The following is a 19,938-nucleotide window of genomic DNA, read 5'->3' as shown; positions in this document are numbered from 1 at the left end:
ACTCCATCGAACTTTAAATCTGGAAATAACGCGGAACCCTTTGTCATGAAAATGAACGTAAAAAACCTTTTTGCAGGTGTAATCCTGATGACAGCTGTGTCAGCCTGTGCGCCCAGCCAGGTACCATTTACCAACTTTACGGCCTTTACCGAAGATCTCCGCCGGGATCTGGAAAACGCCGGCATTCCGCTGGAAAAAGTGCAGTTCTACAACGACAAGCCCATAACAGTGAAGCGGGAAGGTATCAATCCCAACGATATTAATGTGAATTCGGAAGGGAGTATCAGTATTCAGAATGGAAAAACAATCCAGACGATCAACGTACGCCCGTTTACACCAGGGGTGGTTTTGGGTACCGGCGGAGGAAGTATGAATGTGTCCTGGGACGACACCCAGCAGGATACCAAGGGTATGCGTTTTAATCTGAATGGCAACCAGTACTACCTCTCCACCACCGAAGACGCCAAGCTTGATTATAAGGGCAGTCTCTTTGATATCCAGGCTGGTATTGGTACCCGTCTGTTCGTCAACAAAGACCTCCTGAAGCAGGTAAACGTACAACGCGAAACCCAGAAGGGCCGTCGCGTTGGAGGTCAATAAACAAACGTTGGAAATTTGTACAAAGCGGCCCCGAATCGTTAAGATTCGGGGCCGCTGCCTTTGGTGGGTACCTGTCCGGCTTAATTCAGATAAAATGGCTGGGTGTCAGGTTTGATAATTTTGGCGCTTTGGATGAGGGCCAGAATCATGAGTCCAATTACGACGGCCAGCGATATTTCCAGATTTGAAAGGTTGATAAAGCGGGCTACACTGGTATGGGTGTCCCTCACCAATTCTTGCCCCACCACCGACTGTATACGCGTCAATTCGTTGAGGCGGGAAATAGTACTTTGAAAAGTAGAGGCACCCGTTCCTTCAAAAAGAGCCTGACCGGCTTTTTTGTCGCCGGCTTTGCTCAATCGTATTATTTCCCGTTCGATACCGGCGTACTCCTGGACCCGCTTCCTGAACGCAAACAGACTTTTTGACTCCTCATCCACCAGGTGGGTTTTGCTGAAAACATTGATGAGTGAATCAATGGTACTGTTGTGCCGGGTGAGTTGTTCCTGCACCTGTACCTGGGTAAGGCCCTGGTCGCTCAGCAGATGCTTTTCGAGCAGGAGCCGTTTGTTGTACAGGTTTTCGGATAGATATACAATATCAATGGCGGGCATGAGCCGGTCCTGATATATGGACAAAAACGATTTATCAATGCCTTCAATATTATTCCTTGAAATAAGGGTACTTCCCACTATTATAAGCATAATGCAGCATAACAACAGGGCTGCCTTAACTTTTTGCTGAATAACAAATGACCATTTCATAATTTGTCTGATCCCCTTTCTGATATGGAAAGCATCCGAAGCGAATGCCAGTTAAATTGTTCTTATCAATATAACACAAAAAGTACGTTTGCCAATATAGAGAGTGGGCTGGTAAAGCAAAATAAAGAGGAGGCAGAGCTTTTTGCTCTACCGGCTCGCTGACTCCGGGTTTTTAGTTGCAGGTACCTGTCTGACCCGTTGGTATACGTCCGGCCTGAACCGCTTGGTTTCCTTCCGGAAGTGGTAGGTCAGGCCGGGGTAGAGGGTAGTGTTTTTGCCAGTGATATTGAAGGCGGCAGCCGTTATCAGCAACACCGAATCCTGAAAAATGGTGGAAGTCATGGCAAAAGGAGTTGTTGAACGTATTCAATCTACTAAAAATTTAGGAAGGTAGTAGAGCTCCAAAAGTGCAAGTCCTCGTTTGAAATACCAAACGGGGACTTGCTCTTCCTGAATACTCCCATTTTAGAAAGCCTGTTAGTTAATGGCCCGAAGGATACGTGTCGGGTGGCTGCGTGGCTGACGTTGGCGGCAGGATGGGGCGTAAGGCCCGGGTCTGGTCAATGAACAGGAAAGCATCGTAGCGTTTGGGTAAAACCGAAGGTACATAGTTGCCCCTCTGCTCAATAGCCGGGTTGTATACTACCCCAATAGCCCGGTGGCCGATGCGTTTACTGAGGTACTCATTAGCCTGGATATCTTTAGACAGAATAATTTTATTTGTCGGGCTTAGTTCGTGCAGTATCTGTTCCCAACTTCCGGGCATGGCTTCGGGTACCGGCATGGTCTGGAGGGGAGCACCCCAGCTGCTACCCGCGATAACCGTACCGCTGTACGATCCAAAGCCCACTAGGTATACATTGTCCTGACCGTACTCTTCCCGTGCCAACTGCCCCACGTTTACCTCGCCGCTGTTGACCATGTCGGTATAGCGGGCATCACCCACGTGGGTATTGTGCTCCCAGACAATGGCTTTGGAGTCGGGACCGTGGAAGTCGAGCAGCCGGCGGAGCGTTTGGGCCATGTGCCGGTCCCGGATATTCCAGGATTCGGTGTTACTGCTTACCATGGAGCGGTAGTAGCGTTCACCGTTTAAAGCCACCAGCGCGTTTTGCTGGGCTACAAACAGGGCTTCAATTCGAGGCGTGCCATTGCTTTGCTTACTGATGGTGTTCCAGAGTTTACTGGTTTCGACCCGGCAGTCAGCCGAGGCGTTGGCTACGGCTCTGGCGTACTCCTGCGCGTCCGCCGAAAAAGGCTGAAAACACTGGTGTACATTCTGGGCTGCCTTAACCAGGGCCGGGTCTGCTCCCTGAATGTAGGGCATCAGCTCGGTCATGGACTCCCAAAGGCAGTAAACATCCAGGCCGTAAAAACCGACCTTTTCCTGGGTGGTCCGGGACTGGTTGTGGGCATTGAGCCAGGTTACCAGCGAGGCTACCTCGTAGTTTCCCCACATCCAGGTGGGCCAGCGGTCATACTGCCGGAGTACGTTAACCGCCGCCGCGCTGTCTTTTTTTTCTCCTTTAATGAAGTTATTTACCCGGTAGGAGTCGGCCCATTCGCCTTCAACGGCTATGAAATCGAATCCCTTCTCCTGAATCAGCCGTCGGGAAATAGCCGCCCGCCAGGTATAGTACTCCGAAGTACCGTGTGAGGCTTCACCCAGGAGTACTACCCGGGCATCCCCGATTTCATTAAGAAGTACATCCAGGTCCTGCTCGTTCCGTAACGGATGATGGGGAATCGTCAGCGTTACCGTGTCATCGTTATTGCTTTGGGGGGAAAGGTTGTTCTTACAACCCAAAGAAAGCAGGCAAAGCGCAAATAGAATGCTCCCCCTCTTCCAGTCCCACATTTTTATTCTGTTCATAATCAATCCCCTCTTCCTTAAATCACACAATTGAACCAAAAAAATAGTGTAGCATTAACCCTATACGTCAAGCTTTGTTTTGGTTAGAATTGAAAAAAGGTAGGGGCAGCGGGAAAACCAACATCAACACCGCCTGCCTGGTTAGGTGGCAGGCGGTGTTGATGAAAGAAGCAATTGAATAAATCTGATAAAATAAGGTAGTTCAATGCGATTTGGCCTGCGGGTAGGCCCGGGTTGCCATCTTTCAACAAAGGTTCTGCATCAGGGGCTTGACCGGGTCCTGGCCGGGAATCGGATCGGGGTTCAGTTCGGGGATGTCCTCATCCGGGGACGACGGACCTGAATCCGTTTCGTTTTCTTCCCGGTCGGGCTCCGTAGGGCTATTTTTTTTGCCAGGTGTTACCGGGGCGGGTGCGCCGGGATCAGTAGGTCGGGCCGGGTTTTCTTCCGGCCGGGCCGGGGTCTGGGCTTGCGGTACTTTATAGGCAGGATGGCTCATGCTTGAAAAAAGTTAGTACAATCACTTTACAGTAGGTAATTTCTTAAAAAGATTGTGCCTTCAAGGCCCTCTCTCTGAAAACTATTTCAGTCGGAAGCGGCATTACATAAAAAGTCATCAAAAACTGGTAATTGTACTTATCGGGAAGCACTCTGAGCTTTGGCTGCATTATTCTTCTATCAATGGCTCCCAGTCCCGGCATTCCTGAAAAGTACTGCTCAGATTAGTACCGGTACCGTACCCGCCGGAGTACAACTGGTAGTGGTAGCTGCCGCGGCCACTGGAACAGGTAAAGGTACCCCGGGTACTCCGGTCAGCGGGGGCGTAATTCCGGGCCCTATTCCGCTGGATATTATTACGGGCATCGGAAGTACCTGCACGGGCAAAGGCCCTGTAAACGGCCGTCAACTGGCCTCACTATCACTGGTCAATAATGCGGCTTTTGATAACCTCGATTTTAAGAAAAGCGGTACCTTTTCAGTAACTTAAACCATTCGGGTAAACTAAATCCGGACTTCTATCCAACGAGGTCAACAATAAAAACAGACGGGATACAGCTTTGGGCTGCCAGGACTGTATCTTTGGGTAAAAGCTCCCGTGCCGCCGGGAACCATTATTCAACAGGCTTTTTTCTACTATGAAAAGTGCAATTCGTATTATCCTCCTCTTCTTATTAATATCTTCCCTGTCCCGCGCGGGCGTCACCGTTGAAAACGGTCTTAGCCACACCCACAAAGGTAATTGGGGCGATGTTTTGACCGGTACTATAAAGCTGGTTAATTCCGGTAAAAAAGATGAGCGCGTCCTGATTTTTAAAAATGACCTGCTTCAGGGCTGCGATGACCGGACCGCCTTTGCCGAAGTAAACAGTCACAGCCGGTCCTCGGGCAGCTGGATAAAACTCAATGTTTCGGAATGGACGCTCCGGGCCGGTGAAAGCTACGAGGTTGTGTACAGTATGGCCATTCCCAGGGATACTACCTTTAGGGGTTCCTATTGGTCGCTGCTGATGGTGGAGGTGGTTGACCCCATCCGGGAAGAAAAGACCAGCCTCGGCGTTTCAATCGGGTCAAAATTACGTTATGCGGTGCAGGTAATTACGGATGTTGGGCCAACGAGCCTTTCTGAAATTACCTACCAGGATATAAAACTCCAAAAGCAGCCCAATGGCGGCACTACCATTCAGGTTGTCCTGAAAAACAACGGCATCTTCCTGGTTAATCCGACCCTAGTACTTGAGTTGTATAACAGGAGCGAGGAAAAAGTAAAGAAAATGGAGGTACCCTTTCGCAATATATACCCCCAAAGCTGTAAACTGTACGAAGTAGCCATTGAAGGCGTGCCCAAGGGGAGTTATAAGTGTGTGCTGGTGGTAAATTATGGCCGCGCCCAGTATGGAATGAATGCCAGTCTTAAGTTAGACTAGGGTTTAGTTTCCTTGCCAGTAAAGCGGGCATGTCGGTCCTGCTTCCGGTCAAAACCCATACAACCAGTATTACCTTAACCTACCTGAACTAGGGGCTTTGCTTTATCGAAGCGAGTTTGTCTTTGCAGTCGTTACAAAGCCGGAGTTCAGCATCATCAATTGTGCTCATTTTTTCGGCCGAATCCTGCATGACACACTTGTCGGTAGGGCAATGGGGAAGCCCCAGGTTATGCCCGAATTCATGAATACATATTTTTTTAAGCCTTGAAATAAATACCGAAGGTTCATCGCTTTCGATTTTGGCAGTAGAGGCCACCGAGGAAGTTCCCGGACAGTACCCCAAGCCGTGTACGCCCCAGTCAATGTACTTCATGGCGGGCTTTTTTACGTGCCCTCCCGCGTCTTTTTTCGTATGAGAAAGTTCCATTGGAGTCAGGCCCATAACGTAATCCATGGAGCCATAGTCTTTATCTCTCAGAAAGCGAATAAGTGAATCGGCCCGGTAGCGGGGGAATTTAACGTTGATAAAGGCCTGCCGGGGCAGTGCAATGTCTTCCATCACTACCACCTGGTACCCATATACGTCCTTGATGGTTAGTTTTACCGTGTCCAGTAAAGCTTTGTCAAATCCATCAAAGGGCTGAAGCGCAATCTTTTTGTAGGGAGTCCCGGTAAAAGAAACGAGTAGGGCGAAAAGCCCGATCAAAATGGCATATTTCATTTAATTAGGCTATTCTTTCCCAACAGTTATCCCACACGACTTAGCTTTTTATACCCGGTGTAGGGTTTAAAATACACCAGTTTTGCTCCACAAAGTAGCTGGAGTTTATGCCAAAGGTGAGGTGATTTCCGTTGTGATGGAGGGTTTTTGATTTTCGTGCTTTTCTACGATTCGAAAATAAACAGTAGAAGTCAGAAATACAACAGCCGAATGAAAGGTTATTCTGTAATTTTGGGATTTGGTTTTACAAAGTAGCTGCTACAACCGGTTTTTGATGTTTAATAGTATGTTGAATACGATTACATCAGCTTTTTTATTTACCATCCAGGGAGAAATACTGCCGCCCGGGTTCATAAAGAATGTGAATGACGCCGCTGTATTGCCACCGCTACCATTAATTATCCACTCTCCCCGCAGGTTTTCTATTCGGACATATTCATCTTTTTTGTCGTAGCTTTCATCCTCTTTGAGGTTGATGACCAGGTTGCCGTTGTCCATTCTGGAGGTGAAGTGAATATAGACGTCCCGGTTCTCGAAGGGCCAGGGAGAATCAAAGGTCAGATAGGCAATGAAGCTGTCCTGATCTATGGCCTTCACCATTTCGGAAGATTCGCAGTTATTGATCAAATCTGAATATATTTCAGGCTTAAAGAGCATCTGCTGTAAGTTCTGCCAAGAGCTGCCGTAGGTAGTCTCAGCCTTGGCTGATTTGAATCTCGATCCGTCAACATTGCGGGTATAGACCGCAATGTTATTTTTGGTGTATTCTTTTTCCCAGTCATCAGCAACCGGAAGGATTAAAAAAGCTATTAGAAGTAATATTGAACGCATTTTTTACAAAATTTAAAGGTGTGGTTATGATATAATAAAGCCGCAACTTTATTAAAATGTTTTACCGGCAGCGACTAAATGGCCCTAGGTTGAGGTAGTTTGTCTGTCTATTTTAGGTTGTTTTTTGTGCTAACTTTGTTGGTTTTTCAGACCTCTAAAAACAGATAGTTTCGGCCGGTACCTGGTAGATGGGTCCTGGTAGTTTAAAAAGCGTTTACGTTTTTAGGAACAGATTTTGAGTAGGATAGAAAATATTTTTTGCTTTATTCCTGATAGATTACTTACTAATAATTCCTCATCCCAATGTCTCTGTTTCAGAATATTAAAGCTTTCCTCTTTTTTGTAGTCGCAGTTTCGGTAGTTACTATTTCGTGTCAGAACAATTCAGAGGAAGAGCAGGAGGGAACCTCCGGGGAAAGCCAGGACACACTGGGGCAAAATTCCATTTCAGAGCCCCTGATAACGGATATGTATACGGCCGATCCTTCGGCGCACGTGTTTAACGGCCGGATTTATATTTACCCTTCCCACGATGTCGAGACAGATATAAAGTCCAATGACGCGGGAGATCACTTTGCCATGAAAGACTACCATGTGTTTTCCATGGACAGCATCGGAGGAAAAGTAACGAACCACGGGGTAGCGCTGGATTTAAAAAATATTCCCTGGGCCAGTCGCCAGTTGTGGGCACCCGACGCTGCTTTTGCCAACGGAAAGTACTACCTGTACTTTCCCGCCAAGGACAAAGAAGGCGTTTTTAAGATTGGAGTAGCCACCAGTACCAGGCCAGCGGGGCCCTTCAAGGCCCAGCCTAAACCCATAGAAAACAGCTTTAGCATTGACCCGGCGGTCTTTCAGGATACCGACAGCTCCTACTATATGTACTTTGGCGGGATTTGGGGCGGACAGCTCCAGCGATGGGTAGATAACACCTACGACACCACCCGGACCGAGCCCGTTAAAGACCAGCCGGCCCTGGCCCCCAAAGTTGCAAGATTAAGCAAAGACATGCTCGGCTTTGCCGAACCCGTTCGGGATGTACAAATTCTGCACAGCAACGGCCTACCCATTCTGTCCGGTGAAAACGACCGGCGTTTCTTTGAGGCCGCCTGGGTACACAAGTACAACGGTAAGTACTACTTTTCCTACTCCACCGGCGACACTCACTTTATTGCCTATGCCGTGGGCGACAGCCCTTACGGTCCGTTTACCTACCAGGGGGTGATCCTGAATCCGGTCATTGGCTGGACCAACCATCACTCTATTGTGGAGTTTAAAGGTAAGTGGTACCTGTTCTACCACGACAGCGTACTGTCGGGCGGACAAACCCACCTGCGTAATATAAAAATGACTGAGCTGAAGCACCTGCCGGATGGTACCATCGAGACCATCAGCGCGTACCGGTAGCGGCTTCTGGTTCGGGTAGTAGAGGTACGTAAATTTAACCGTCGACGATGAACATTTTATTACTAACCTTTTGCTGGTTGCAGGGGGTACTTCCGGGGAGTCAACCGCCGGGACAAGGGAATCCTTACGAATTAAAACACCGGGGTCTTATGAGCCAGACTATATCCGAAGACACCAGTGCCGGGGCTAAAAATCAGCGGCGGCAGGAACTGTACCAGCTGTTGGGTCGGCTTCCCGACCGGCACCGGCCCCTGTCGGTAAAGGTAGTTTCGCGGGAGGAAACGGATGAGATAATCGTGGAAAAACTGCTGATGGATATCAACGGTTTTCAGCAGGTACCGGCTTATTTTACCCGACCCAAAAATGCAACCGGCAAAGTACCGGTAGTCCTGTTTAACCATTCTCACTTCGGTCAGTATGAAGTTGGGAAAAATGAATTTATGCAGGGCCGTAAAGAAATGCAGAGCCCGCCCTACGCGCTGGCCCTGGCCCGCGCGGGTTATGCGGGCCTTTGTCTGGACAGCTGGGGATTCGGCGAGCGCAAAGGCCCTACCGAATTGGAACTATTCAAGGAAATGATTTGGAAAGGACAGGTACTTTGGGGAATGATGGTGTACGACAACCTCCGCGCCCTGGATTACCTCGAAACCCGGCCCGAGGTGGACATGCAGCGGGTAGGTACCATGGGTATGTCCATGGGAAGTACCATGGCCTGGTGGCTGGCCGCCCTGGACGAGCGTATAAAGGTGTGCGTAGACCTGAACTGCCTGACCGACTTTCAAACGTTGATTGAGGTTAAAGGCCTTAATCTGCACGGAATTTATTACTACGTGCCGGACCTCCTTAACCACTTTTCTACCTCCGGTATCAACGCTCTTATCGCTCCCCGTCCGCACCTGGGGCTGGCCGGCAAGCAGGACCCGCTCACGCCGCTGAAAGGTCTGGAAATAATTGACCGGGACTTAAAAGCGGTGTACCAGAAGGAAGGCGCTCCCCAGGCCTGGCAGTTAAAAATCTATGATGTGCCGCACCTGGAAAATGCCGAAATGCGAAAAGACATTATGGCGTTTTTTAAGAAGTGGCTGTAAAGAAAAGAGCTTAGTTGACCAGCGGCGCGGTCTGCTCGGGCGAAGTAACCCCCGGCGGGAGTTCCAGAATCCGGATGTTCCGGAAGTGGATTTCGGCTCCTTCGGCTTCCAGACAGATATAGCCCTTTTTGCGCTCCGACCCCCGTAGCCCATTGACAAATTTGCCGTTGACGGATAACTTCACCGTGCCGTCCACGCACACCACTACGTACTTATTCCATTCGCCTTTGCCCTTGCACCTTTTCTCAAGGGACTTGCTCCGGGGACCTCTGGGATTATCCGGTATGGCTTTCATACCCATGGTCGGGAACAATTCACCGTGCACGTAGGCGTCGGTCTGGTTGTGCTGGGTGGCCCATTCCAGTTCCAGCATTTGTACCTCAATGGCTTTGGTAAGCGGGTCATTTTCGAAAGGGGTACCTTCGCTCCATACAAATACTCCTGAGTTGCCCCCCGCTTCCATGTGTTTCCATTCTATCTCCAGTATAAAGTTTTCGTACTGCCGGTCGGTCCGCATCACGCCAATGGGTTTGCCGGAGCAAATAAGGGTACCTTTCTTTACTTTCCAGGTTTCCGGCGAGGTGTTTACATCTACCCAGCCGTCCAGGTTTTTACCGTTGAAAAGGGGCCGGAATGCCAAAGCAGGAGCTGACTGCGCCCGGGTAAATTCGGTTAGCCCAAGTAACAGGAAGGACAGCAGGAAAAAAAATCGGTAGCAGGTACTATATCGTCTCATTGGTTATTACCCACAAGTACTTGATGAAAAAGTCTTTTGTACAAAAGTCGATTATGGTAAATATTACCCATGTATTAGGTAAGTACTTTGATTGTGTAAAAGTAGTTCACAAAAAAGACGCTCACCCAGGGGTGAGCGTCCGGCCAGTATTTATTTGTTTTGGCGGTGGATCAAATGGGAAAGGTCACTGGCCCGGAACCACCGGTACCCGTAGGCATCCAGGGTTATGCGGTAGGTACCCTTCTCATCAGCCTTGCATTTATTATCCTGGTGAAGATCGACCAGCGTATCATCATTTTTCTGTTTCAGAGTCAGGATAACCTCATGCGCTTTTTCGTCGAAATTATGGAGGATAACCAGCGAGCTGCCCTGCCAGGTGTACATCATGGCAAGTACCTGGGGATGGTTAACTTCCAGAATTATCCAGTCGCCCCAGCCAATTTCGGGGCATTCCTGGCGAAGCCTGATGAGGGAGGTCATCCAATTGAGCAGCGATTTGGGCTCTCGTTTCTGCTGATCGACGTTTGTATGGGTATAGGCATAGGGCCCTTCGGTAATAATCGGATGAATTAAATCCCGGACCTCCGAAAAACCTGCCTGCGGGTCGTCGGACCACTGCATCGGGGTTCTTACGGCATCCCTCTCTTTCAGGCTTAGGTTGTCACCCATTCCGATTTCATCGCCGTACCGGATCACGGGCGTACCGGGCAGAGAGAACATCAGGCTATAGGCCAGCTCACTTTGCGCCCGGTTGCCCAGCATGGTGGACAGCCTACGCCGAATACCCCGGTTATAAAGTTGCATATTTTCCTCAGGGCCAAAGCGGGCAAATACCTTCTGGCGTTCCTCCTCCGAAAGCCTACCCAGGTCCAGTTCGTCGTGGTTTCGCAGGAAATTCGCCCATTGGGCCGTTGGCAGGTTATGGCGGGTGGCTTCCAGGGCTTTAATTAGCGGCTTGGTATCGGCGGTGGCCAGGGTATAAAACAAATATTGATTTACATAAAAATTAAACATCATGTGGATGCCTCCCTCATTTTCGCCAAAGTATTGTTTGGTTTCTTCGGGAAGTACATTAGCCTCGCCCAGCAGTATCGCGTCCCCCTTACGCCATTGCAGAAACTTTCGTAATTCATTCAGGAACTCAAACCGCATTTCGGGCTCGGCCGCGCCGGGTGCCGGACTTTCCAATATAAAAGGTACGGCATCGACCCTGAAACCTGATACCCCCAACTCCAGCCAGTACCCCATAATCCGGCGCGCCTCTTCCCTAACCTCAATATTATCCATGTTGAGATCGGGCTGAAAGTCATAAAATCGGTGGAAATAGTACGCTTTGGCTTTTTTGTCGTAGGTCCAGGTACTTTCCTGCACCCCCGGAAATACCATTCCCTGATCCCAGTCAGAAGGCTTTTCTTTGGACCATATATACCAGTCGCGGTGTTTGGCATCCGGGCTGCTCCGGGCATCCTGAAACCAGGGGTGCTCATCAGAAGAATGATTTACGACCAGGTCTATGATAACTTTGATACCCCGGCGTTTGGCCTGGTGCATAAATTCAACAAAGGTACCGCTTGAGCCGTGTCGCGGGTCAACCCCGTAATAATCCTTGATGTCATAGCCATTGTCTTTATTGGGAGTTGGCTGAAAAGGAGCCAGCCAGATAGTATCTATACCCAGCGCGTTGAGGTAGTCGAGGCGGCGGGTAAGGCCTTCAAAATCACCAATGCCGTCCCCATTCAGGTCCATGAAGGTTTCCAGGTCAAGGCTATAAATTACTGCATTTTTATACCATAGGTCTTGTATCATAATTTTTTATGAGTGATTAATGAATGCTGGCTTTTAAGTTTATTTCCAGTCTGGTGAAGGTGGAACCGGATGGTAAGCTAGCTATGAGTGTTTTTTCAGTTAGGGGGTATAAAAACTGTACCTGCGGCCCATCCACTACCCGCTTCAATCAGGTTTTCATTCAAAACAGGTATTAGTTATTCCTAACAGGCTGTTTTCAAAGCGCTGGTGGTGATACCTTGATTACTGTCGTGTGTAAAATGCTCTGCTACTGGTACTTGAATTATTTACCCACTTCTGCACTACTACCTCTTATAAAAAAGCGCGGATATGGATTATAATTATTTTGAAAGTATGCCCGTAAGCATCTCATTTTTAGTGGTATGGGCTATTTTTCTTTCTTTAAAAGGGGTGCATCACCTTGATAAAACCCGGAAATCGCACCCTTACTGGCACTTCTTTTTACTGTTTGCAGCCATTAAGCCAATAGTGGTAATAACTTTTAAATGACTAATAATGAGCAAGCAAGATAACATTCAGGCCCAGAAAAAATTCGGAGAGGCCGTCAATAGCGGCAATCTGGAAGAACTAAGAAAGGTGGTAGCGCCTAATGCCGTTGATCACGATCCGGCACCAGGGCAGGCTTACGGCCCGGAAGGTTATATAGGTTTATTCAGCAAGATGCGTTCGGCGTTTCCTGACATGAACATCCAGGTCGACCAGATGGTAGCCGATGAAGACAAGGTAGCCATCGCCTATACCCTAACCGGAACCCATCAGGGAGACTACAAAGGAATAGCAGGGACCGGGCAGATGATCAGTATTCGCGGAGTGCAGATTGGTCGCTTTGAAAACGGTCAGCTAGTGGAACGTTGGGGAAGTTCCGATGAACTCGGCATTATGAAACAGATTGGAGCCCATGTATCGGAGCGCGGCTGAAAGATGCCCCGTGAAAATTTTAGCGTTTCAATTTCAAATTTTACTAATAAAATGGGAAATAGATTTATATATGGTAGATGGCGGAATAACGATCGGTAAAGGACCCGTGGGTGAAAAAGCAGATGATTTCTTGAAGCCGCAACCGGAAGGAGAGCTGGAACTGGAACATTCCATGGATGGACATACTTCGATCAGAAGGTAGTAGTAGGTTACATTGACCAAGGAGAAAAAGGGGTAGAATCAGCAATAACTGCTGATTCTACCCTTTTTTAAGGTCCAGAAGGTACTACTGGGATAGTCCCCGGATACGTATTTTTTTAATAGTTCGTTTTAACTTATAGTTGAACTTACTACCATCTGTGAATTACTAAATATGAAAAAAAATAGTTATTGGCTCTTTTTGCTGGGGCTTTTCCTTACTGCCTGCAGTACCACCAAACCGGTACCTTACCAGGCCAAATGGAATGCTCCTTTCAATTACGCCGACGGCCTGCAACCGGACCAGCAGGACCAGAAGTCCCGGCTGAAGTACGGTATTATCAACGATGATAAGTTCCTGTACCTGTCCCTGAAAACGCAGGACCCCCAAACGGTAAAACAGATTCTGAGCAATGGATTGAATATTGCGCTGAGCCCGGCTGGTACCCGCAAAGGAGCCTACTCACTGGTATTTCCGGTGGTAAGCCGGGAGGACAAAAAAGCCATGCGGAACATTGAGGTAGACCTGCCCAATAGCCTAAGCCTTAACCGTATGCTGGATGTTTTTAACAAGGAAGCTCTTTGGAAAGCTCCTCAGGGGCAACGATTCATTAATTTGGTTACGACCGACACGGGCATCCGCTCCCATATTTCCATGAATCAAAACGGAGAGCTTACCGAACAAATTACCATTCCCTTTTCCATGATTGGGGTAAATCCCGAGCAGGCGAGTGTACTGGATGTAGGCATCCGGATCGAAGGCGTATCGTCGCAGTCGGGTATTTCACCCCGGGTTAGTGTAGGCATGGGCACCGGCATGGGTGGCTTTGGTATGGGAGGTGGAGGCGTTGGGGTGGGCCTGGGTTCTGGTTCCCGCAATGGTACCACCGACCGCGAAGTGGATATTCGCCTTCAGGTAAAACTCGCCCATAGCATTGTAGAGTAATAGCCTTATTTAGTGCTGGCAAGAGATAGCCTTCCGGATTCTAAACTGGAAGGCTAATTTTGTTTTGGTGCATGAGTAGGACGGGAGAAGTTCTTTCAAAAAGCTGGCCTGAGGCGGGCATGCGTATACACACCTACAGCTTTGGTACTACCAAATACTTTTTGCGGTTTTTTTTCTACACAAAAAGCGGATTTGTTATGATTTGGGGTTAAAAATGATGGAGAAAGCCTCTGGTACTTTATTTATTACTTTATAGATCAAATCATTTCTTCACTCTTAATCATCAAAACAATGGGCAACTTGCTGTATATTATTGCTGTAGTTCTGATTATATTATGGCTTATCGGATTCCTGGGCTTTGATAGTTATGGGATGGGAAACATCATCCATATTCTACTGGTAATTGCTATTATTGCCATATTACTACGGGTAATACGGGGAGGACGAGTCCTTTAAAGCGGTAGCGCATTCAAGAGCTTTACAACTGCTACTTCCGGGATTATCCCGGAAGTAGCAGTTGTTTTTTTATAGACCTACTTCATTTATTACGCTTTACTTTTTACGACACCTTCCATCAGGCCACGTATATAGCCAATCGCGAACAGGGTACCAATGGTACTGTAACCGGCGTGTTCATTACTGTCGCCGGCCATAGTAGGTACATGGTCGGGCCGCAGCGGCCCCCGGAAGCCTACGTTATAGTACGCCTGCATGGCCTGGTACATATCGGTTTTGCCGTCGTCGTGAAAGGTTTCTTCAAAATGGTCTTTATACCCCCGTACATCACGAAAGTGTACAAAATGAATAGCGTTCCGCTTTCCGAAGTACTCAATCGTAGCGGGAATATCCACCTCCTGGCCTTTATCTCCCATGGAGGCAAAGCTACCCTGACAAAAAGTGATGCCGTTGCTGGGGCTGGGGTAGAGGTCCAGCAGGCGTCGGAAGGCTTCTGGTGAAGTCATAATCCGGGGTATGCCACGTATACTATCGATGGGTGGGTCGTCGGGGTGCAGGGCAAGCTTCATACCTGCTTTTTCGGCCTCGGGTACCACGGCTTTCAGGAAGTACTCCAGGTTTTTCCACATGGCAGCGTGGGTCAGTTCGCCGAACTCGGTAATCTTTTCCTGGTCTTTGACAGCTTCAATATCGAAAGCACTAACCAGCGCGCCACCCCGGCTGGGGCGGTCGAGGGCGGTACGGGCCCAGTTGATGACCGGCATCCAGTTGTAGCAGATGGTATCTATGCCCGCCCGACTCAGATTTTTCATCAGGGTTATGAAGTTGTCAATTTCTTCGTCCCGGTCGGCGAGGCCAAGTTTGGTTTGGGTACCCAGGGCCGGCGGCCCTTCTATAACTTTCAGGGTTAAGCCTACTTTTTCCCAGGCTTCTTTTACGGCCACTATTGCTTTAAAATCCCAGGGCTTTACATCGGTTTGTCCAGCCAGGGCTGATCCGGCCATACGAGGATTAATTCCTCCAACGGCCCCCAGCACGTTCATTTGCCGGGCCAGTGCCGCCTTTCGTTCTTCAATGCCCCAGAAGTACGCCAGGCACAACTGCATACCGGCGTCTTTCAGGAAGTCGTTGTTTCTGGAAAAGCGCCGGGAGGTACTTGTCTCGGAGTGGGGAAGAGTTGTGTTTACGCCTGCCACGGAAAGTGCGGCTAACGAAGCACCTTTTTTCAGAAAGTCGCGGCGGTTATTTTCCATGAATACTGTTTTTAATAGTAAAACCTGATGGCAAAGGTACCAGTGGCCCCAGTATCTAATAAGGTACTTGTGCTGTTAATTTACTTTGCCTGAGGTACTAATCAGGTTTTGATTGGAGAACAACAAAAACAAAATTGCCGTCCGGGGCTTAAGTAAAAGATCAGGCTCCTGTATCTGTACGAATAATAGAATTGGTTTATTAATCCGCAGAATCGGCCGGACTATGAGAGACTTTCTGTACATGATCATAATGGTGGTGGGCGTATTTGCCTTCATGGGCCTGACCGTTTTCCTCAACTACCAGCTTAGCTACCTCCAAATGGCCCTGGGAGGTATAGCGCTAAGTATCCTATTGATCATACTTTTTATCTACTACGGCCCCGGCAAGCGCCGCAGGAAATAGTTGTTGAATTCTGAATGCTGAGTCAATAGTGTGCGAAGGAATGATTTCCTGAGCATGAGTAGCTTTCAGACACTGGAAGCGGGCCCCGGAGGCGGACGGCCGCTGCCGGGCCGCACCTTAGTAGAAAGAAATAGCCATAAAGGGAATAGATAGCTCCAGCTCCGTAGGAGCGGCACCTTCTGTTCTTTCGTACACTACTAATAAGGAATTTTGAATTAGGAGCGGGAGTCTAATTCTTCCATTAATATAAAAGTTTAAAAAAGCCTCCCCGAAAGCGCTTTGGCTGGCGGGGAGGCTGATGGATAGTTGAATTCAGCATTCAAAACTCAGAATTCAGCATTCTCAAGTCGTCGGACTGCCTTCATTAACCTTTTTAGTGTTATCGTCCGGGTGGCGGTCAATGAGTTTATTGATCGGGTCAACACCGGCTTTGGTAGGTAGTTCAGCTACGGTTACCTTCACGGAATTGTCTTTGGCCGTTACCTTATGCTTCTTGAGGTACACCAGTTTGTCCTTTCCTTCTTTGTCTTTGGCATACACGCCAACATCTACCCACTGCGTAGCCAGCGGGACTGGTTTTTCGTTACCGGCGCTGTCAGCTACGTACTTCTCAGCAGTAAACTGGAGGGTAACCTCGTACTGTTTTTCGCCCTTTTTGACATAGGTAGCCTCCGTGGCTTTGTTTTCGTACAGCGTTATGTTTTCGAACCAGTCGGTTATGATGTACTGCAAAGAGTCGGGCGTCTGAGCCTTGAAGTACCCCAGCAGGTCGCGGCTGGTGGGGTAGCGCTTCTGTTTTGAGTCCGGGCCGGGGTACTGCCAGTCAGCCAGGAAATTGCGGAGGGCGGCGTTGACCTTATCCTCGCCAATGTAGTCCTGAAGACCGTACATAATAACCGAGCCTTTGTTGTAGTGAATATAGCCCTGCCCCGCGGTCAGTACCAGGGGTTGTTCCTTTTTGCGCTCCATGGCGCGGCCCTGCAGGTACTTGTCCATCTCGTATTTCAGGAACTTCTGCATCAGCTCCGGCGAAAAGCTGTGCTTCATCACCATCAAGGCCGAGTACTGCGACTGCGTTTCCGACAGCATGGCGTTACCCTTTACGCCGGCCTCAGGTACCTGGTGTCCCCACCACTGGTGCCCAATCTCGTGGGCGGTTACGTAGTAGGGCATGTCAAGGTCTTTTTCGGGATCACTGATTTTCTGAATAAAACCTATTCCCTCCGAGAAAGGTACCGTATTGGCAAACGACTGGGCAAACGAGCCATAGCGCGGAAACTCCATGATACGCAGCTGACGGTACTGGTACGGGCCGAAGTTTTTGGAGAAGTAGTCCAGCGATTTCTTCATGGAAGCCAGCATGGTTTCGAGGTTGTACTCGTGGCCCTTGTTGTAGTAGATTTCCAGATTGACCGGTTTACCATCCGGGCCTACCCATTTATCACGCTTTACCTCGTAGCGGGCCGATACTATCGAATAGAAATTCACCATGGGTACATCCATCTGGTACCGGAAGTACCTGCGGTTGTTGCCAAGGCTATCCTGGTCGGTCCACTCTTTTTCGAGGTAACCCGGGGCAATGGCAATCTGCTCGGGTTCAGTACCTACTACCATTTGAAAACGGATGTAGTCAGCATCGTCGCCGAACAGGCTCTGGCTGAGGCCGCGCGGGTCGGTTTGCTCCATCATACGATCTTTCTCGGGGAGCTGGTGCTTGCGGCGCAGGTCGTCGTCGCCCAGTTCGGCGGCTTCGGCGTAGCCAATGGAGGGGAAGTAGGTATTGTTAATGAACGTACCATTCTGGACTACGCTGGTATTACCTCCACTGGCCGTAAAGCCATTGGTGGTAAAGTTAACCTTGAAGTCCATCCTGACCGAATCACCGGCGGCCAGCGGTCGGGAAAGCTGATAAATCGTGTAGCCATAGTCCTCCCACTGTTGCTTTACTTTGGCCTCTCCGCTGCCAAAGCGCAGGTAGTCGGTCCGGACGTCGTTGGGTACATCTTCCTGTATATGAATGTCCGTAATGGGCTGCTCCGTTTTGTTCTTTAACCAGTAGAATCCTTCGGCCGTAAAGTCGCGGGTATCGGGGTACAGCTCAACCTTCAGGTTACTTTCAACTATCTTGGGCTGGGGTAAGTGTTCAAATTTTTTAAGGGTTTTTTCGTAATCTACGGCCCATTGCTCTTCCTCTTCTTTGGTTTGGTAGGTGTTGAGTTTATTGGTATTATAGTACACATAAAAACCGGTACCGGTAAAGGCGACAATAGTTACCAGGGCAAAAGTCACCAGCGGACGCGACAAGCGCAGCCGGCCAATGCGCAGGCGGGTACGCAGGGCTGCTTCCGAACCCCGCACCGCAAACACTACCGAAAGCGAAAATAGGATGCAGACAAAGGTGAACCAGTAGAGTTTCATCCAGGAGAATCGGGTCACGAAATGTCCGTAGCGGTTCATGTCGGAGTACTCGCCCAGGCTACCGCTGTTGAACATAAACAACGGATGCTGCACACCCATGGCACCGATGGTGAACGTAACAATGAAGAACACAAACATGAGCGCGTAACCAACAAACTTATTGTTAGCCATGATTTGTACGAAGAAGGCCAGCAGGGTATACGCCACCAGAAAAAACAGGGTGGAGCTGTACAGTGACTTAAAGTACAGCGCCAGCTCAAAGTTAAAGTACCCGTGGGCCGCCTGAACGCCCATGCCTACGACGATCAGGATCAGCAGTAGCCCCAGGTAAATGAGGAACAGCCCCACAAACTTCGCCACCAGATTAACCCAGTCGGGTACGGGTAGCGCATCCATAATCAGATTGAAGTTGACCGAACGCTCGCGCCAGATGAGCTCGCCCGAGTAGAAAATGGCAATAATAAGGAAGAAAAGGTCGAACTCGTTGAGCAAGCCCAGTACATTGGCCGTGATGGGGTAGGAGCTGGTCCCGTACATCTTGTCGAAATAGAAGGCCCCCACAATGAGGTTGATAAGCCCGACAATCACAATACCCAGAAAGGGAACATCCCGGACTATCATGCGGGAGTAGAAAAGCGCCTGCTGCTGGAGCATTTTCAGGTAGCTGCCGGTAGTCAGGAATTGCTGTACAACGGGTATCTTCACCGACTCGGGGCGGAAAGTAGCTTTTTCAGCCACTATGGCCTTTGCCTTGCGCCAGCCCGTACGGACAACGTTGAAGCTAAATCCCCAGTAGGTACCTGCCAGGACCAGACCCGCAAAGCCAACCCAGATCAGCCGGTTCCAGAGAAGTACACCTTCCAGCCCTACCATCTGACTGTTTTTCTCGGCGGGTGACCAGTACTCGGTATAGATCTGGAACGCCCGGAAACCAAACGGATCGAGCAGGGCAGCCAGCGTTTTGTTGTCAATGTCTTCCAGCATGGTGTCCGCTATCTGGTAAAGAACGAGGAGTACAATACCCTGCACGTAAATAACGATAGTTTGTCGGCTAAGGGTACCGGCGGCGAAATAAAGCGCCGACTGGATAAAAATACTCGTAATTCCCAGCGTCAGAAAAGGCTGGATGTAGTGCCAGAAATTAAAGGGGAGGATTTCTTTTGCTGCCCAGGAAGGCTCCCAGGGCAGGTACTTACCCACGGCAAAGCCAAGAATAAAGGCCATCCAGACGGCACAGAAAACCAGAACAGCCACCAGAAATGACCCGAAGAAGCGACCAAAGAGATAAGCAAACTTGGAAACTGGCGTCGTGAACAGCATGGAATCGGTATGGTGTTCAAAGTCACGAAGAACAGGTACCCCCATAATAGCCGACACGATGAACGTCAGCGCAAAGGTCATGATCACCGTCATGAAGGCCAGATTGTAGGGCGAGTTCTCGACGATTTGTCCCCCGGCTACTCCCCCGATCACGACGTACTTGGACGTAACGGCGAAGAAACACAACAGGAACAGGATGCCAAAATACAGGTAGGTAGCCGGACGTTTCTTGCGGTAGTCCAGCTCAAAACGAATTATTTCTTTCAACATAATAC

At 49.2% G+C, this 19,938-nt stretch carries 19 protein-coding genes; 9 read left to right on the top strand and 10 right to left on the bottom strand.

Translation table 11 applies throughout. The annotated features are described in order from the left end of the window. Positions 1-45: 45 nt before the first annotated feature. Positions 46-600 carry a hypothetical protein gene (locus VGN67_RS16600; protein ID WP_327487974.1) on the top strand — a complete coding sequence of 185 codons (555 nt, stop codon included), beginning with the start codon at positions 46-48 and terminating at the stop codon, positions 598-600. An 80-nt stretch (positions 601-680) separates the two neighbouring features. On the opposite strand, the gene VGN67_RS16595 is transcribed toward VGN67_RS16600, so the two are convergent. The 4 genes from VGN67_RS16595 to VGN67_RS16580 form a co-directional block, all read right to left on the bottom strand. Continuing rightward, positions 681-1,364 (bottom strand): MCP four helix bundle domain-containing protein, encoded by a 684-nt coding sequence (locus tag VGN67_RS16595; protein WP_327487973.1) that lies wholly within the window; start codon positions 1,362-1,364, stop codon positions 681-683. A 147-nt stretch (positions 1,365-1,511) separates the two neighbouring features. After that, on the bottom strand, positions 1,512-1,706 hold the full coding sequence (locus VGN67_RS16590) for a hypothetical protein (RefSeq protein ID WP_327487972.1): 195 nt from the start codon (positions 1,704-1,706) through the stop codon (positions 1,512-1,514). Between the two features lie 139 nt (positions 1,707-1,845). Further along, positions 1,846-3,237 carry an erythromycin esterase family protein gene (locus VGN67_RS16585; protein WP_327487971.1) on the bottom strand — a complete coding sequence of 464 codons (1,392 nt, stop codon included), beginning with the start codon at positions 3,235-3,237 and terminating at the stop codon, positions 1,846-1,848. Positions 3,238-3,481: 244 nt separating this feature from the next. Further along, positions 3,482-3,736, bottom strand: coding sequence for a hypothetical protein (locus VGN67_RS16580; RefSeq protein WP_327487970.1), 255 nt, complete (start codon positions 3,734-3,736; stop codon positions 3,482-3,484). Positions 3,737-3,895: 159 nt separating this feature from the next. Between VGN67_RS16580 and VGN67_RS16575 the strand changes: the two genes are divergently transcribed. Both VGN67_RS16575 and VGN67_RS16570 read left to right on the top strand, forming a co-directional pair. Next, entirely contained in the window at positions 3,896-4,225 is a 330-nt protein-coding gene (locus VGN67_RS16575; RefSeq protein ID WP_327487969.1) for a hypothetical protein, read from the top strand. 148 nt (positions 4,226-4,373) lie between these two features. Then, complete coding sequence (locus VGN67_RS16570) at positions 4,374-5,162, top strand: hypothetical protein (protein WP_327487968.1); 789 nt, start codon at positions 4,374-4,376, stop codon at positions 5,160-5,162. Positions 5,163-5,250: 88 nt separating this feature from the next. On the opposite strand, the gene VGN67_RS16565 is transcribed toward VGN67_RS16570, so the two are convergent. Next, on the bottom strand, positions 5,251-5,883 hold the full coding sequence (locus VGN67_RS16565; protein ID WP_327487967.1) for a matrixin family metalloprotease: 633 nt from the start codon (positions 5,881-5,883) through the stop codon (positions 5,251-5,253). 258 nt (positions 5,884-6,141) lie between these two features. Beyond that, the gene (locus tag VGN67_RS16560) at positions 6,142-6,714 is read right to left on the bottom strand and encodes an START domain-containing protein (RefSeq protein WP_327487966.1); all 573 of its coding nucleotides are present in this window, start codon (positions 6,712-6,714) and stop codon (positions 6,142-6,144) included. Positions 6,715-7,017: 303 nt separating this feature from the next. On the opposite strand from VGN67_RS16560, the gene VGN67_RS16555 reads away from it, so the two are divergent. After that, complete coding sequence (locus VGN67_RS16555) at positions 7,018-8,121, top strand: glycoside hydrolase family 43 protein (protein WP_327487965.1); 1,104 nt, start codon at positions 7,018-7,020, stop codon at positions 8,119-8,121. 149 nt (positions 8,122-8,270) lie between these two features. After that, positions 8,271-9,209, top strand: a complete 939-nt coding sequence (locus tag VGN67_RS16550) for a dienelactone hydrolase family protein (RefSeq protein ID WP_327487964.1) — start codon at positions 8,271-8,273, stop codon at positions 9,207-9,209. Positions 9,210-9,219: 10 nt separating this feature from the next. Here the strand turns inward: VGN67_RS16550 and VGN67_RS16545 are convergent, their stop codons facing one another. Further along, positions 9,220-9,945, bottom strand: coding sequence for a DUF1080 domain-containing protein (locus VGN67_RS16545; RefSeq protein WP_327487963.1), 726 nt, complete (start codon positions 9,943-9,945; stop codon positions 9,220-9,222). A 150-nt stretch (positions 9,946-10,095) separates the two neighbouring features. After that, positions 10,096-11,751 carry an alpha-amylase family protein gene (locus VGN67_RS16540; protein ID WP_327487962.1) on the bottom strand — a complete coding sequence of 552 codons (1,656 nt, stop codon included), beginning with the start codon at positions 11,749-11,751 and terminating at the stop codon, positions 10,096-10,098. A 495-nt stretch (positions 11,752-12,246) separates the two neighbouring features. On the opposite strand from VGN67_RS16540, the gene VGN67_RS16535 reads away from it, so the two are divergent. From VGN67_RS16535 to VGN67_RS16525, 3 genes are all read left to right on the top strand, one after another. Next, the gene (locus VGN67_RS16535; protein ID WP_327487961.1) at positions 12,247-12,669 is read left to right on the top strand and encodes an ester cyclase; all 423 of its coding nucleotides are present in this window, start codon (positions 12,247-12,249) and stop codon (positions 12,667-12,669) included. 373 nt (positions 12,670-13,042) lie between these two features. Then, positions 13,043-13,813 (top strand): hypothetical protein, encoded by a 771-nt coding sequence (locus VGN67_RS16530; protein WP_327487960.1) that lies wholly within the window; start codon positions 13,043-13,045, stop codon positions 13,811-13,813. A 291-nt stretch (positions 13,814-14,104) separates the two neighbouring features. Then, positions 14,105-14,269: a lmo0937 family membrane protein gene (locus VGN67_RS16525; RefSeq protein WP_327487959.1), complete on the top strand. Its 165-nt coding sequence runs from the start codon at positions 14,105-14,107 to the stop codon at positions 14,267-14,269. 89 nt (positions 14,270-14,358) lie between these two features. Here VGN67_RS16525 and VGN67_RS16520 read toward each other — a convergent pair whose 3' ends face one another. Beyond that, the gene (locus VGN67_RS16520; protein WP_327487958.1) at positions 14,359-15,522 is read right to left on the bottom strand and encodes a mannonate dehydratase; all 1,164 of its coding nucleotides are present in this window, start codon (positions 15,520-15,522) and stop codon (positions 14,359-14,361) included. A gap of 223 nt (positions 15,523-15,745) precedes the next feature. Here VGN67_RS16520 and VGN67_RS16515 point away from each other — a divergent pair, with 223 nt between their 5' ends. Further along, the gene (locus VGN67_RS16515; protein WP_327487957.1) at positions 15,746-15,925 is read left to right on the top strand and encodes a hypothetical protein; all 180 of its coding nucleotides are present in this window, start codon (positions 15,746-15,748) and stop codon (positions 15,923-15,925) included. 342 nt (positions 15,926-16,267) lie between these two features. Here VGN67_RS16515 and VGN67_RS16510 read toward each other — a convergent pair whose 3' ends face one another. Next, positions 16,268-19,933 (bottom strand): ABC transporter permease/M1 family aminopeptidase, encoded by a 3,666-nt coding sequence (locus tag VGN67_RS16510; protein WP_327487956.1) that lies wholly within the window; start codon positions 19,931-19,933, stop codon positions 16,268-16,270. Between the last annotated feature and the right edge of the window lie 5 nt (positions 19,934-19,938).

This window comes from Telluribacter sp. (genome assembly GCF_035998675.1).
Classification (GTDB): domain Bacteria; phylum Bacteroidota; class Bacteroidia; order Cytophagales; family Spirosomataceae; genus Telluribacter.
Note: the sequence above shows the minus strand (reverse complement) of the source record. Positions and strands in the feature narration are given on the sequence as shown.

What these genes read in the sequence shown, in the direction of transcription:
- VGN67_RS16600 (WP_327487974.1), top strand. Translation starts at nt 46, where the DNA reads ATGAAAATGAACGTAAAAAACCTTTTTGCAGGTGTAATCCTGATGACA.
- VGN67_RS16595 (WP_327487973.1), bottom strand. Translation starts at nt 1,364, where the DNA reads ATGAAATGGTCATTTGTTATTCAGCAAAAAGTTAAGGCAGCCCTGTTG.
- VGN67_RS16590 (WP_327487972.1), bottom strand. Translation starts at nt 1,706, where the DNA reads ATGACTTCCACCATTTTTCAGGATTCGGTGTTGCTGATAACGGCTGCC.
- VGN67_RS16585 (WP_327487971.1), bottom strand. Translation starts at nt 3,237, where the DNA reads ATGAACAGAATAAAAATGTGGGACTGGAAGAGGGGGAGCATTCTATTT.
- VGN67_RS16580 (WP_327487970.1), bottom strand. Translation starts at nt 3,736, where the DNA reads ATGAGCCATCCTGCCTATAAAGTACCGCAAGCCCAGACCCCGGCCCGG.
- VGN67_RS16570 (WP_327487968.1), top strand. Translation starts at nt 4,374, where the DNA reads ATGAAAAGTGCAATTCGTATTATCCTCCTCTTCTTATTAATATCTTCC.
- VGN67_RS16565 (WP_327487967.1), bottom strand. Translation starts at nt 5,883, where the DNA reads ATGAAATATGCCATTTTGATCGGGCTTTTCGCCCTACTCGTTTCTTTT.
- VGN67_RS16560 (WP_327487966.1), bottom strand. Translation starts at nt 6,714, where the DNA reads ATGCGTTCAATATTACTTCTAATAGCTTTTTTAATCCTTCCGGTTGCT.
- VGN67_RS16555 (WP_327487965.1), top strand. Translation starts at nt 7,018, where the DNA reads ATGTCTCTGTTTCAGAATATTAAAGCTTTCCTCTTTTTTGTAGTCGCA.
- VGN67_RS16550 (WP_327487964.1), top strand. Translation starts at nt 8,271, where the DNA reads ATGAGCCAGACTATATCCGAAGACACCAGTGCCGGGGCTAAAAATCAG.
- VGN67_RS16545 (WP_327487963.1), bottom strand. Translation starts at nt 9,945, where the DNA reads ATGAGACGATATAGTACCTGCTACCGATTTTTTTTCCTGCTGTCCTTC.
- VGN67_RS16540 (WP_327487962.1), bottom strand. Translation starts at nt 11,751, where the DNA reads ATGATACAAGACCTATGGTATAAAAATGCAGTAATTTATAGCCTTGAC.
- VGN67_RS16535 (WP_327487961.1), top strand. Translation starts at nt 12,247, where the DNA reads ATGAGCAAGCAAGATAACATTCAGGCCCAGAAAAAATTCGGAGAGGCC.
- VGN67_RS16530 (WP_327487960.1), top strand. Translation starts at nt 13,043, where the DNA reads ATGAAAAAAAATAGTTATTGGCTCTTTTTGCTGGGGCTTTTCCTTACT.
- VGN67_RS16525 (WP_327487959.1), top strand. Translation starts at nt 14,105, where the DNA reads ATGGGCAACTTGCTGTATATTATTGCTGTAGTTCTGATTATATTATGG.
- VGN67_RS16520 (WP_327487958.1), bottom strand. Translation starts at nt 15,522, where the DNA reads ATGGAAAATAACCGCCGCGACTTTCTGAAAAAAGGTGCTTCGTTAGCC.
- VGN67_RS16515 (WP_327487957.1), top strand. Translation starts at nt 15,746, where the DNA reads ATGAGAGACTTTCTGTACATGATCATAATGGTGGTGGGCGTATTTGCC.
- VGN67_RS16510 (WP_327487956.1), bottom strand. Translation starts at nt 19,933, where the DNA reads ATGTTGAAAGAAATAATTCGTTTTGAGCTGGACTACCGCAAGAAACGT.